Annotated in this window: 12 protein-coding genes and 1 pseudogene; 6 read left to right on the plus strand and 7 right to left on the minus strand. The window is 65.7% G+C overall.

Annotated features, from left to right (window positions below; translation table 11 throughout):
- Positions 1–52 precede the first annotated feature (52 nt).
- The 5 genes from gsiB to AB3X89_RS21105 form a co-directional block, all read right to left on the minus strand.
- On the minus strand, positions 53–1615 hold the full coding sequence (gsiB, locus tag AB3X89_RS21085) for a glutathione ABC transporter substrate-binding protein GsiB (protein WP_368584980.1): 1563 nt from the start codon (positions 1613–1615) through the stop codon (positions 53–55).
- 138 nt (positions 1616–1753) lie between these two features.
- Positions 1754–3676 carry a dipeptide ABC transporter ATP-binding protein gene (locus AB3X89_RS21090; RefSeq protein WP_368584981.1) on the minus strand — a complete coding sequence of 641 codons (1923 nt, stop codon included), beginning with the start codon at positions 3674–3676 and terminating at the stop codon, positions 1754–1756.
- Between the two features lie 70 nt (positions 3677–3746).
- Entirely contained in the window at positions 3747–4736 is a 990-nt protein-coding gene (locus tag AB3X89_RS21095; RefSeq protein WP_368584982.1) for an isoaspartyl peptidase/L-asparaginase family protein, read from the minus strand.
- On the minus strand, positions 4733–5791 hold the full coding sequence (locus AB3X89_RS21100; protein ID WP_368584983.1) for a MurR/RpiR family transcriptional regulator: 1059 nt from the start codon (positions 5789–5791) through the stop codon (positions 4733–4735). The genes AB3X89_RS21095 and AB3X89_RS21100 overlap by 4 nt, the downstream gene beginning before the upstream one ends.
- A gap of 213 nt (positions 5792–6004) precedes the next feature.
- Positions 6005–7270, minus strand: coding sequence for an MFS transporter (locus AB3X89_RS21105; protein ID WP_368584984.1), 1266 nt, complete (start codon positions 7268–7270; stop codon positions 6005–6007).
- A gap of 94 nt (positions 7271–7364) precedes the next feature.
- On the opposite strand from AB3X89_RS21105, the gene AB3X89_RS21110 reads away from it, so the two are divergent.
- Together AB3X89_RS21110 and AB3X89_RS21115 are read left to right on the plus strand one after the other, a co-directional pair.
- Positions 7365–8075 (plus strand): pseudouridine synthase, encoded by a 711-nt coding sequence (locus tag AB3X89_RS21110; protein WP_368584985.1) that lies wholly within the window; start codon positions 7365–7367, stop codon positions 8073–8075.
- 167 nt (positions 8076–8242) lie between these two features.
- Positions 8243–8431: a hypothetical protein gene (locus AB3X89_RS21115; protein WP_176124444.1), complete on the plus strand. Its 189-nt coding sequence runs from the start codon at positions 8243–8245 to the stop codon at positions 8429–8431.
- Positions 8432–8548: 117 nt separating this feature from the next.
- Here AB3X89_RS21115 and AB3X89_RS21120 read toward each other — a convergent pair whose 3' ends face one another.
- On the minus strand, positions 8549–9592 hold the full coding sequence (locus AB3X89_RS21120) for an NAD-dependent epimerase/dehydratase family protein (protein ID WP_368584986.1): 1044 nt from the start codon (positions 9590–9592) through the stop codon (positions 8549–8551).
- A gap of 93 nt (positions 9593–9685) precedes the next feature.
- On the opposite strand from AB3X89_RS21120, the gene AB3X89_RS21125 reads away from it, so the two are divergent.
- From AB3X89_RS21125 to AB3X89_RS21140, 4 genes are all read left to right on the plus strand, one after another.
- A complete protein-coding gene (locus AB3X89_RS21125; protein ID WP_368584987.1) occupies positions 9686–10717 on the plus strand; it encodes a CDP-6-deoxy-delta-3,4-glucoseen reductase in 1032 nt (343 codons plus the stop codon).
- 314 nt (positions 10718–11031) lie between these two features.
- Positions 11032–12216, plus strand: coding sequence for an acetylornithine transaminase (locus tag AB3X89_RS21130; protein ID WP_368584988.1), 1185 nt, complete (start codon positions 11032–11034; stop codon positions 12214–12216).
- 19 nt (positions 12217–12235) lie between these two features.
- Positions 12236–12709, plus strand: a complete 474-nt coding sequence (locus AB3X89_RS21135; RefSeq protein WP_368584989.1) for a GNAT family acetyltransferase — start codon at positions 12236–12238, stop codon at positions 12707–12709.
- A gap of 257 nt (positions 12710–12966) precedes the next feature.
- Positions 12967–13260 carry a GYD domain-containing protein gene (locus AB3X89_RS21140; protein WP_368584990.1) on the plus strand — a complete coding sequence of 98 codons (294 nt, stop codon included), beginning with the start codon at positions 12967–12969 and terminating at the stop codon, positions 13258–13260.
- A gap of 109 nt (positions 13261–13369) precedes the next feature.
- Here AB3X89_RS21140 and AB3X89_RS21145 read toward each other — a convergent pair.
- Positions 13370–13593: pseudogene (locus AB3X89_RS21145) on the minus strand (ABC transporter ATP-binding protein); the annotation flags it as partial.

The raw sequence follows: 13593 nt of genomic DNA on the forward strand, positions 1-13593 counted from the left end.
ATGTGTGAAACGAGGCGGGCCACGACGAAACGTGTGCCGCCTCGTCAGCTCATCACTTGATCGCGATCTCGTCGAAGTTGAACGAGCCGTCCGGCGCGACGTAAGCGCCCGACAGACGCTTGCTGCGCGCATACACGACCTTCTCCTTGACGAGGAAGATCCACGGCGCGTCGGCCCAGATGCGCTTCTGCGCGTCGGTGTAGAGCGCGGCCTTCTGCGTGCGGTCGGTGGTTTCGAGCGCCTGCTTCAGATCGTTGTCGACCGCGTCGCTCTTGTAGTACGACGTGTTGACCATCTTCGGCGGCATCGAGTAGCCCGCGAGCAGCGGGCTGATCGCCCAGTCCGCCTCGCCGGTCGACGACGACCAGCCCGCGTAGTACATGCGCACCGGCGCGGTCGCCGGGTCCTGCGCGCTTTCGACCCTGGCGACGCGCTGCCCCGCTTCGAGCGCCTCGACGCTCGCCTTGATGCCGACCTGCGCGAGCTGCTGCTGCACGAACTGGATCACCTTCTGCGCGGTCGAGTAGTTATACGCGGACCACAGCGTCGTTTCGAAACCGTTCGGATAGCCCGCTTCCTTCAGCAGTGCGCGCGCCTTCGCCGGATCGTACGGCCACGGCCCGAGCTTGACAGCATAGTCGACGCCCTCCGGCACCACGCCGTCGGCCGGCGTCGCGTAACCGGCGAACGCGACCTTCGTCAGCGCTTCCTTGTTGACCGCGTAGTTCAGCGCTTCACGTACCTTCGGGTTGTCGAACGGCTTCTGGTTCATGTTCATGCTGATGTAGCGCTCGATGATCGACGGCGCCGCGATTAGATCGACCTTCGGGCTCGACTGCAGTTGCGCGGCCTGCTCGAACGGCACCTGGAACGCGAAGTCCGCTTCGCCGGTGCGCATCAGCGCGGCGCGCGTGTTGTTGTCGACGACCGGCTTCCAGTCGATCGCGTCGATCTTCGGATAGCCCTTCTTCCAGTAGCCGCCGAACTTCTTCACGGTCAGGTCGCCGGCCGGGTCCCACTTGACGAGTTCGAACGGACCCGTGCCGACCGGATGAAACGCGATGTCCTTGCCGTACTTCTTCAGCGCGTCCGGCGAAATCATCACCGCCGACGGATGCGCGAGCACATTGATGAACGCCGAGAACGGCGCCTTCAGCGTGACGCGCACCGTGTACGGATCGACCACTTCGGTCTTCTCGATGCGGCTGAACATGTTGTAGCGCTTCAGCTTGTTGGCCGGATCGGTCACGCGGTCGAAGTTCGCCTTCACGGCGGCCGCATTGAAGTCGGTGCCGTCCTGGAACTTCACGCCATGGCGCAGCTTGATCGTATAGACGCGCGCGTCGGGGCTCGCTTCATAGCTGTCGGCCAGCACGTTGACGAGCTTCATGTCCTTGTCGAAGCCGAACAGCCCCTGGTAGAACGATTTCGCGACCGCCTGCGACAGCGTGTCGTTCGCGTCGTACGGATCGAGCGACGTGAAGGTCGACGCGACGGCCATCACGGCCGTGGTTTCGGCGTGCGCCAGATTGCCCGCGAGCATCGCGAACACCACCGCGCCGCCGCTGACGAGCGCGCGCAAACGAAACGGAGAGGACGGGAACAGCAGGTTCATGAGATTGCTCCAGGCTGCGAGTTAAGGGTGTGACACGGTCTTTATGGTTGGCTTGCGCTTCAGTGGCTTTGTGCTGCGGTTGCCGGTGCTGCGGCTTTGCTTCGGGTCTTTCTGCTTCAACGCGAGGCGGCGCTTCGCTCAATAAGCGCCGCCGACGCGATGCTGCGCGACGAAGTGATCCGGTCCCACCGCCACGAGCGGCGCGACCACCGGCTCGTCGTGCAGCGCGCGGATCGGGCTCGGAATATCGTCGGCGGCGAGCAGGCGTTTCGCGTGACGGCGCGCGGGATCGGCGACCGGCACCGCGCTCATCAGCTTCTTCGTGTACGGATGCTGCGGCGCCTCGAACACCGCGCGGCGCGGGCCGATCTCGACGATCTGGCCGAGATACATCACCGCGACGCGATGACTGACGCGCTCGACCACCGCCATGTCGTGCGATATGAACAGATAGGCGACGCCGAGTTCGCGCTGCAGATCGAGCATCAGATTGACGATCTGCGCCTGCACCGAGACGTCGAGCGCGGACACCGATTCGTCGGCGATCACGACTTTCGGATTCAGCGCGAGCGCGCGGGCAATCGCAATCCGCTGACGCTGCCCGCCCGAAAACTCATGCGGATAGCGGCGCGCGGCCTCGGCCGGCAAGCCGACTTTCTCGAGCAGCCACGCGACGCGCGCCTGCGCTTCGGCACCCTGCGCGACGCCGTGCACGAGCAGCGGCTCCATGATCGAGAAGCCGACGGTCAAGCGCGGATTCAACGACGCGAACGGGTCCTGGAAAATAAACTGGATATCGCGGCGCAGCGCCTGCAATGCGGGCCCACTTAGCGAGCTGATTTCCTTGCCAGCGAATTCGATCGAGCCGCTCTGACTTTCGACGAGCCGCAGCAGCGAGCGGCCAGTGGTCGACTTGCCGCAGCCCGATTCGCCGACCAGCGCGAGCGTCTCGCCGGGCCGCAGATCGAAGCTGACTTTTTCGACCGCGTGCACGCGGCCCGTCATGCGGCCGAACAGGCCGCTACGCACCGGAAAGCGCGTGACCAGATCGCGCACGCGCAGAATCGGCGGCGTGTCGTCGCGCACCAGCGGCTGCGCCTCCTCGGCGACGGCCGCGGCGGGCTGCACCGCGGCATCGGCGCCGTTCGCGCCGGCCTGCTCGACGCTCAGGATCGGGAAGCGCGCGGGCTGATCGGTGCCGTGCATCGAGCCGAGCCGGGGCACCGCCGCGAGCAGCGCCTTCGTGTACAGATGCGACGGCGCGGCGAAGAGCGTATCGGATGCGCCCTCCTCGACCTTCTCGCCGCGATACATCACGAGCACGCGGTCGGCCACTTCGGCGACCACGCCCATGTCGTGCGTGATGAAGATCACGCCCATGTTCATCTCGTCCTGCAAGCCGCGGATCAGTTGCAGAATCTGCGCCTGAATCGTCACGTCGAGCGCGGTGGTCGGCTCGTCGGCGATCAGCAGCGCGGGTTTGCACGACAATGCCATCGCGATCATCACGCGCTGGCGCATCCCGCCCGACAGTTGATGCGGATAACGCGCGGCGACGCGCCGCGCCTCCGGAATCCGCACGAGTTCGAGCAGACGCAAGGTTTCGGCGCGCGCGGCCTCGCGGCTCTTGCCCTGGTGCAGCGCGATCGCCTCGCTGATCTGGTCGCCGACCGTAAAGACCGGATTGAGCGAGGTCATCGGCTCCTGGAAGATCATCGCGATGTCGGCGCCGCGCACCGTGCGCATCGTGCCGGAAGACGTCTTCGCGAGATCGAGCACGCTGCCGTCGCGCCGCCGGAACGCGATGCTGCCGCCGGCAAGTCGCCCGCCGCCATGCTCGATCAGCCGCATCAGCGCCAGCGACGTGACCGACTTGCCCGAGCCCGATTCGCCGACGATCGCGAGCGTTTCGCCGCGCTCGACCGTAAAGGACAGATTGCGCACCGCGTTGAACGTTGAGTCGCCGCGGCGGAACGCGACCGTCAGATCGTCGACCGCGAGCACGCGCTGCGGCGGCAGGGTTTCGATGAGCGGACCGGCGGTGTGCGAGGAAGTCGGCACGGTGATTCCTTTGCTTTGAATTCGAACGCGGCTAACGGAGCTTCAGCAGTGTGGCGACACGCGCCCGCGCCTAGCGATAGATCGCCGTCACCGGCGCTTCGCCCAACCGCGCGAAGCCGCGGTACATGCCTTCGGTATTGAACGGCAGCGTGACGTTGCCATGCACGTCGACGGCGACGAGTCCGCCGCGTCCGTCGATCTTCGGCAAGCGGTTCATCACGACGTCGTGCGCGGCTTGTTCGAGCGACACCTGGCGATAGGCCATCTGTGCAGCGACGTCGTAGGCGGCGACCATGCGCATGAACATTTCGCCGGAGCCGGTGGTCGACACCGCGCAGGTCGCGTCGTCCGCATAGCAGCCGGCGCCGATCAGCGGCGTGTCGCCGACACGGCCCACCTGCTTGTTGGTCACGCCACCGGTCGAGGTCGCGGCGGCCAGATGCCCGTGACGGTCGAGCGCAACCGCGCCGACGGTGCCGAACTTGCGGTTCGGATCGATCGGCTCGTGCGCCATCGGGTCGTCGTTGTTCGGCGACGCGGACGCGAGCGTCGCTGCGTCGTGATCGAGCATCGGACGCTGCTGCTCGCGTGCCAGTTGCCATTGGCGATAGCGCGCGTCGGTATCGAAGTAGCTGTTATCGACGAACTCGAGCCCCTGCGCGGCCGCGAAAGCTTCCGCGCCTTCGCCGGTGAACAGCACGTGGTCGCTGCGCTCGAGCACGCGGCGCGCGGCGAGAACCGGATTGCGCACGCGCTTCACGCAACAGATCGCGCCCGCGTCGAGCGTGCGGCCGTCCATGATCGCGGCGTCGAGTTCGTGCGTGCCGGCCGCCGTGTAGACCGCGCCGTGACCCGCATTGAAGAGCGCGCAGTCTTCGAGCAGCCGCACCGCTTCACTGACCGCGTCGAGCGCGCTGCCGCCGTCGGCGAGCACGCGCTGGCCGGCGCTCAGTACCGCGTTGAGCGCCGCGTGATATTCGGCTTCGGCGCTGGCCGACATCGACGTGCGCAGGATCGTCCCTGCCCCGCCGTGAATGGCAATGACTGCGTTGGAGTTCATCGTTTGGATCGTGGAGTGCGGTTGGTTCGGGGAGTGCGGACTGCCGGGGTGGCTTTTGCTTCGGTATCCGTTGCTTTGATGCCTTTGGTCTGGCTGCCGTCGGCCTTTGCGCGCGCGGCTTTGCTCGCGGCGCGCGCCGGTTCCTGCACAGCGCCGGCCGCGCCGGACTGCGGATCGAACAGCCACGGCAGCACGAACTCGCTGACCTCGGCGGCCGCCTTGACCGAGCGTTGCGCGCGATACGCGACCGCGTCGCACAACGCCTCGATGACCGCGAGCACGGCCGAATCGGCATTCGATGCGAGACGCCGGTCGGTGCGGATATACAGCGCCAGGTCCGCGAAACGCACGAGCGGCGAGCGTGGACCGTCGGTGAGCGCGAGCACGCGCGCACCGCGCTCGGACGCGCGGCGCGCAAGCTCGATCGTGTCTTCGACATAGCGCGGAAACGCGATACCGATCACGAGATCGCCCGCGCCCGAACGCACGAGATGCCGCGCCGCATGCGACGGCCCGCCGCTCAGCGCAAGCGAATGCACGTTGTCGTGATACGGCAGCAGGCCGTGCTCCATCAGGCTCGCGAGCAACGCGCTGGCGCCGAAGCCGATCACGAATACGCGGCGCGCGGCGATGATCGCGTCGACGGCGGCATCGGCGGTCGCGCGATCGATCGATGTACGCGTTGCGTGCAGATTATCGGCGGCCTGCTCGAGCGACGCGTCGATCAGGTCGTCATCGGCCGCGAGCGTTTCCTGCGCGCTGCGCAGCCGTTCGACCGGCGCGAGCGTCGCCTCGAAGCCGCGCACGAGCGCCTCGCGAAACTGCGGGTAACCGTCGAAGCCGAGCGCGCGCGCAAAGCGATTCGCGCTCGCCACCGACGCGCCAACCACACTCGCGAGTTCGTCGATGCGCATCGTCGCCGCGCGGAACAGGTTGGCCAGCACGTACTCGCCCATGCGCTGGTGGATCGGCGTGAGCGTCGGCATCGCGGCGGAGATGCGCGCGGCAATGGCCTGCTCGGCGGGGTTCGACACAGCGGACGGGTGGTGGATCATGCGAGCGGACAGGCGCGGCTTTGCGAGGTGGACTCGATGAAAACATATTTACATGAAACCCGCGCCGAAAAAAATTCATTTTCATATTTGAGGGTTTTCACCGACCGAAGCCCTTCAGGCAAGGAGTTCAACATCCGCGATATGCTGCGCCCCGAGGAAAATGCATTTTCATCGGGGCGACCGGAAGCTTTCAACGCGCGCCTGGCGCCGCGCTCAACACGCCGCCGCGCTCCGCTCGGGAATGTCCATCAGCCGCGCCACCGGTGACATCACGATGATCAGCGCCTGCACCAGAAACGCAAACGCCGCCGCAACCAGACACACGTCGATGCTCCAGCGCGCGCTGAGCGCGGCGCCCAGCAATGCGCCCACCGGCCGCGCGCCATAGGTGGCCGTGCTGATCAGCGCGGACACGCGGCCGATCATCCGTTCGGGCGTGATCGCCTGACGCAGCGTGGTCGAGGCGACGACCCACAGGATCGGTCCCGCGCCGAGCAGGAAGAAACTCGCGAGTGCGAGCCAGAAGGATGGCGCGACGAGCGTCGCGACCATCACGAGCGACGCGAGCAGCCCGCACGACGGCCCGATGATCAGCAGACGGCCGAACGCGACACGCCGCGCGACCGCGGGCGCCGCGAGCGCACCGCACACCATGCCGACGCCGTACGCGCCGAGCGTCACGCCGACCGCCGATGCATCGAGCCCGAGCCGATGCACCGCGTACGGCACATAGACCGCCTGCAGAATGAAGAAGCCGAGGTTGAAGAACACGGCGGTCAGCAGGATCGGCAGCAGCAGCGGATCACGCAGCACGAAGCGGGTGCCGTCGCGCAACTCCAGCATGAAGTGCCGCCGCGGCGCGGCCGCGCGCGGCGGCTCGCGCAATCCGGCGAGCAACGCGACGGCGAGCGCCGACAATCCCGCCGCGGCGCCATACGCCCAGCCCGCGCCGATCCAGCCGACCAGCACGCCGCCCAGCGCCGGACCCGCCGAATACGCGACGCTGCGCGCCAGTTCGAGCCGGCCGTTCGCGCTTGCATAGGCTTCGCGCGGCACGATCGACGGCACCAGCGAAGGCGCCGCGACGTTGTAGGCAACCGTGCCCGTCGCGGCGACGAAGCCAAGCGCGGCGAGCAGCGGCAGGTTCAGCGCATGCGTGAGCACCAGCAGCAGCACGCACAGCATCGCGCAGACTCGCACGCTCTCGGCGAGCGTCATCAGCACGCGGCGCGAGCGGCGGTCGGCCCAGACGCCGAGCGGCATCGACAGCAACAGGAACGGCAGCGTCTGCGCGGTTTGCAGCAGACCGGTATCGCGCGCGTTGGCGCCGAGCGCGAACACCGCGACGAGCGGCGCGGCGGCGAGGCTGATCTGCTCGGCCGATTGCGCGCACAGGTTCGACCAGGCAAGGCGCTGGAAGGCGCGGGGCAGTCGTTGCGCGTCGGCCGGCGAAGACGGCGAAGACGTGGTGGCGGACATCGATGCACTCCCGGGATGTGATGTGAGGCGTTCATCGTCGGCGCTTGGGGCCTGCGGGGCGCTCCGGTTCTTGCGGTGTTATTCTTCGCTCGCCATGAATCTCGAAAGCATCCTCTTTACCCAAGGTTTCGGTTCGCGCCGCCAGTGCCGCGCGCTGATCGGCGACGGCCGCGTCGGCATCGACGGCGCCATCTGCACCGATGCCGACGCCGTTTTCGCTGTCGATAGCCGCGCGTTGCGCTTTAGCGTCGACGGCGTCGAATGGCCGTATCACGAGCACGCGTATCTGCTGCTGAACAAGCCGGTCGGCTACGAATGCTCGCGCGATCCGCAGCATCATCTGAGCGTGTTCAGCCTGCTGCCGCCGCAGTTCGCCGAGCGCGGCGTGCAGTGCGTCGGCCGCCTCGATCAGGACACCACGGGCCTGCTGCTGCTCTCCGACGACGGCAAGTTCGTGCATCAGTTCACGTCGCCGAAACGCAAGGTGCCGAAGCTCTACGTCGCGACCACGCGCCATCCGCTCGATGACGCGCAGCTCGCCGCGCTGCGCGACGGCGTCCTGCTGCACGGCGAGACCAAACCGAGCGCCGCGCTCGACGCACAGACGCGCGGCACCCACACGCTCGCGCTCACCGTGCTCGAAGGCAAATACCATCAGGTCAAGCGGATGATCGCGGCCTCGGGCAATCGCTGCGAGGCGCTGCATCGTGAGCGGATCGGCGGCCTCGCGCTGCCGGCGACGCTCGCGCCCGGCGCATGGCAATGGCTCGACGAAGCGGGCCTCGCGGCGCTACGGGCCGGGTAAACGACTAGCGCCCAGTGAGCGCCACCTAAGCCCTTGATGCACCGGCGAAAGCCCGCGCACATTGCGGTGCACCGCACATAGGCCGCTGCGTTGCAGCATGCCGTTGCTTACATGTCGCCCTATACTCGTCTAAACAAACGACTACAAAGGTTTCAAGGAGGGGCGCCATGAATATCGACGGGACGATGGCGTTTTCGCGCGCGATGATCGCGTTTATCTGCTTCGCGCTGCTGCTGGTCGGCGGATTGCTGGTCATCATGCGGCGGCGGCACCAGTACCATCCGAACCTGATCGGCGCATTGATCGGCGGCATGCTGTGCTTCCTGTTGCTGGAAGTGCTACCGACGCTGACCTGACGTTGGTTGGACCGCGCGGCTCTTTTTGCGTGGGGCATTGATGCGATGCGACGCAGGTGCTATTTCTGCAGGGCCAGGTGGCCCCGCGAGGCGGCATTTTTTGTCTCTGTTGCTGGCCTAGCCGCCCTTGCCCTTCCCATTCCCCTTCGCTTCGCGCAAGAAATCGTCGACGCTCGGATAGCGCAGACGTACTCCCAATTCCTCCTTCAGACGGCGGTTCACAAGGCGGCGCGACTCGCGCATGAACGACAGCAGCATCGGATCGATCTGCTGTTCGGCCTGCTCGCGCGTGATGCGCGGCGCTCGCGCGAGCCCGAAGGCGTCGGCAACCGCGTCGAAATACTCGCCCATCTTCAGCGACGAATCGTCGGACGCGTGCAGCGCGCGCGCGGGCCGGCCATGCGTGGCGAGACGCACGAGGATCGCGGCGAGGTCGTCGGCGTGGATGTGATTCGTGTAGACGTCGTCGGCATCGACGAGCGCCGGCGTGCGTCTTTCGAGCCGCGCGAGCGGCAGGCGGTTGGCCGCATAGATACCGGGAATCCGCGCGATGCTCACGGCGACGCTGCCGCGCGCGGTCGCGCGCCGCAACTGCCGTTCGGCCGACACGCGACGTTTGGCGCGCGCATTCGCGGGCTGCGTCGCGCGCGTTTCGTCGATCCACGCGCCGCCGCAATCGCCGTAGACGCCCGTCGTGCTTGCGTAAACGACGCGCACCGGAGCCCGCGAAGCGCCGGTCCGGCGCACCCCGTCGGGTACAATAGCGGGTGTTTCAGCGTCCAGACCTGAAGCGCGCGCACGGCGCAGCCGCGCGATCGGCGCTACCGACGATCTCGCCGCGCTAGCGTTAATGCGGCCCGCTGCACCTAGCGTCGCAAGCAGCGCGCGGGTGCGCCGGTCGTCGTCGCCGGACCTCTGCGGTGGCGCGAGATGCAGCACCGTCGGCGCGAGGCCCGCGAGCCGTTTGAGGCTGCGGCGCGCGTCGAGATCGCCGACGAGCGGCGTCACGCCCGCGGCGCGCAACTCGTCGCAGCGCGCGGCATGGCTGGTCAATGCGAAGACATGTGCGCGCGGCCGCAACAGAGGCACGCAGCGCATGCCGACGTCGCCGCATCCTACGATCAGCACGCGCGGCCGGCGGAAATTTCGTGTCGCTTTCATGGTGGGCGCATTGTAGCGGTCACATGCAACAGGTACCGCGCGGTTGATCCGGCGGGTCCGATTTCGATTCAGTTTTTCGATTCCGAACACTTTATGGCATTTAACGTCACGCTCCGGCAAAGCGGCCGGCAGTTTCAGGTAGAACAGGACGAACCGGTGCTCTCCGCAGCGCTGCGTCAAGGCATCGGCCTGCCGTACGGCTGCAAGAACGGCGCGTGCGGTTCGTGCAAGGGCACCGTCGTCAGCGGCGAGGTCGAACAGCGCCCGCACTCGTCGTCGGCGCTGTCGAACGACGAAAAGACCCGCGGCATGGCGCTCCTGTGCTGCGCGACCGCGTGCTCCGATCTCGAAGTCGACATCCGCGAAGTGGCCGGCGTCGGCGACGTGCAGGTCAAGAAGCTGCCGTGTCGCGTGAACGCGATCGAGCGCCGCGCCGACGACGTGATCATCGTGAAGCTGCAACTGCCCGCCAACGAGCGCCTGCAATATCTGGCCGGCCAGTACCTCGAATTCATCCTGAAGGACGGCAAGCGCCGCAGCTATTCGATGGCGAATGCGCCGCACGTCGAAGGCCCGATCGAGCTGCACATCCGCCATATGCCCGGAGGTGCGTTCACCGACCACGTGTTCAACACGATGAAGGAGCGCGACATCCTGCGCTTCGAAGCCCCGCTCGGCACGTTCTTCCTGCGCGAAGACTCGGACAAGCCGATCGTGCTGCTCGCGTCGGGCACCGGCTTCGCGCCGCTGAAGGCGATCGTCGAGCATGCGGTGTTCAAGAACATCACGCGCCCCATGACGCTTTACTGGGGCGCGCGCCGCAAGAAAGACCTGTATCTGCTCGAACTCGCAGAGCAATGGGCGCGCGAGATTCCGAACTTCAATTTCGTGCCGGTGCTCTCCGAGCCCGATGCGGGCGACGCATGGACGGGCCGCACGGGCTTCGTGCATCGCGCGGTGATCGAGGATCTGCCCGATCTGTCGGCCTACCAGGTGTACGCATGCGGCGCGCCGGTGATGGTCGAATCGGCGCTGCGCGACTTCACGCAGCATCACCAGTTGCCGGAAGAGGAGTTCTATGCGGACTCGTTCACGAGCGCGGCCGATCTCGCAAACGCGGTCTGATTGCACGCCGGCAAATTCGCCCTGATGCAGCACCAGTGCAAATTCATGGTTTACACCGGTGCTTTTCTTATCGTATTCTTTCGCGCATGAACCGCACCCAGTCCGAACTCCGACGTCGCCGCTCGCCGCTCCCCTAGGGACGCCGCTGGCTTCGTCACGGACTCGCGCCACACACAAACCTGGGCGCAAGCTGTTCGAATCATGAAAGCCACGGCATGCCGTGGCTTTTCTGCTTTTCCGGCCGCCGTTTTTATTGGCCAAACCGTCACCGTTTCTTCACCCTGCTTTTACCCTTTGCCCTGGAGCCTGCCGACATGAATTTCAATGAGTATCCAATCGATTCGCTGATGTACATCACGAACCGGCCCGAAATCGTTTTCACGCACGGCAAAGGCTCGTGGATTTACGACAACAACGGCAAGCGCTACCTGGATTTCATTCAGGGCTGGGCGGTCAACAGCCTCGGCCACTGCAACGACGGCATGATCGAAGCGCTGAACAGCCAGGCCAGGCTGCTGATCAACCCGTCGCCGGCGTTCTACAACGAGCCGATGGCGAAGCTCGCGGGTCTGCTCACGCAGCACAGCTGCTTCGACAAGGTGTTCTTCGCGAACAGCGGCGCCGAGGCGAACGAAGGCGCGATCAAGCTCGCGCGCAAGTGGGGCAGGAAGTTCAAGGACGGCGCGTTCGAGATCATCACGTTCGACCACAGCTTCCACGGCCGCACGCTCGCGACGATGTCGGCCAGCGGCAAGCCGGGCTGGGACACGATCTACGCGCCGCAGGTACCGGGCTTCCCGAAGGCCGACCTGAACGACATCGCGTCGGTGGAAAAGCTGATCAACGCGAAAACCGTCGCGGTGATGCTCGAGCCGATCCAGGGCGAAGGCGGCGTGATCCCTGCAACCCGCGAATTCATGCAGCAACTTCGCGAGCTGACGAAAAAGCACAACATTCTGCTGATCGTCGATGAAGTGCAAAGCGGCTGCGGTCGCGCCGGCACGCTGTTCGCGTATCAGCTATCGGGCATCGAGCCGGACATCATGACGCTCGGCAAGGGCATCGGCGGCGGCGTGCCGCTCGCGGCGTTGCTGTCGAAGGCGGAAATCGCCGTGTTCGAAGCCGGCGACCAGGGTGGCACCTACAACGGCAATCCGCTGATGACCGCGGTCGGCCACTCGGTGATCTCGCAGCTGACGGCGCCGGGCTTCCTCGAAGGCGTGCGCTCGCGCGGCGAATACCTGCGCACGAAGCTGCTCGAGCTGTCCGAGGAGCGCGGCTTCAAGGGCGAGCGCGGCGAGGGTCTGCTGCGCGCGCTGCTGCTCGGCAAGGACATCGGCAACCAGATCGTCGAGAAGGCGCGCGAACTGCAACCGGACGGCGTGCTGCTGAACGCCGCGCGTCCGAACCTGCTGCGCTTCATGCCGGCGCTGAACGTGACGACCGAAGAGATCGACCAGATGCTGGCGATGCTGCGCTCGGTTCTCGACTCGCTGTAATCCACTGCGGAGCGTACCGATGACGACGAACACGACGCTGTCGATCCGCCGCTTCGACGCGAGCGATACCGAAGCGGTGATCGCGCTATGGCAGCAGGTGTTTCCCGAGTATCGCGACGTGACGCGACCGCAGCGCAATCCGCGTCTGTCGATTGCGAACAAGCTCGCGACGCAACCGGAACTGTTCTTCGTCGCGGTGCTCGATGGCCGCATCGTCGGCACCGTAATGGGCGGCTATGACGGACACCGCGGCTGGCTGTATTCGCTCGCGGTCGACGCATCGCTGCGACGTCACGGCATCGGCACGCGGCTCGTTGCGCATGTCGAGAGCGAGCTGACGAAGCTTGGTTGTCCGAAGCTGAACCTGCAGGTACTGTCGTCGGCGTCGGCTGAAGTGCGCGCGTTCTACGATGCGCTCGGCTATCGCGCCGATGCGGTGATCAGCCTCGGCAAGCGCCTCGGCCAATACGCGGACGCAGCCGCGGCGGGTTGATTCACGTCGTACACCTGATTAAAGAAGGCCGCATGCGCTGGTTGGCGCATGCGGCCTTTTTCATTGCTCTCTCACGAGCGGCGCACATATCGGCGGATTCGGACAAATAGCAGATGGCGGGCAGACGGATTGCCTAGAATCGTTTACGCAAGAGGCGACGCCGGGGCTGGAAAAGACGTTCGCGGCGGTTCGCGAAGTTCCCCGCGGCGGCTCATGCATCTGAGTCCCAACGCGTTTGAATCCTAAGGGGAATCTTCATGGCGACTTATGTGGTGCTCCTGCAATTCACGGATCAGGGAATCCGCGCGATCAAGAACACAGCGCAGCGAGCCGGGCAGACGGCGGAGATGGCGAAATCTTTTGGCTGCGAAATGAAAGAGATCTACTGGACCTTGGGGGAATACGACATTGTCTCGGTCGTCGAAGCGGTAGACGAGCAGAGTTTCCTCGCCTTCGGCTTCGCGCTCGGCTCGGCCGGCAATGTCCGCTCGCAAACACTGCGTGCGTTCACCAAAGATGAAATCAGTGCGGTTATCGGGAAACTCCCATAATTCCCGCTCTGGTCAGCAAGAAAAAACGCGCCGCACGACGTTGCATCGTGAGGCGCGTTGCAAGAAGAAGGTGTGCGAATAAACGGCACACGTCCAACTCATCAGCTACTTATTCACCCAGGTAAGCGGCCCGAACCTTCGGATCGTCGAGCATCTGTTTCGCGTCGCCCGACATCGTGATCAGACCGGAGTCCATCACGTAGCCGCGATTGGCCGCCTGCAGCGCGAGACGCGCGTTCTGCTCGACGAGCAGAACGGTCATACCTTCGGCGGAAATCGAGCGCACCACTTCGAAGATCTTCTCGACCATGATCGGCGAGAGGCCCATCGACG

The sequence above is a fragment of the Paraburkholderia sp. BR14320 genome (assembly GCF_040948665.1).
Lineage (GTDB): Bacteria > Pseudomonadota > Gammaproteobacteria > Burkholderiales > Burkholderiaceae > Paraburkholderia > Paraburkholderia youngii.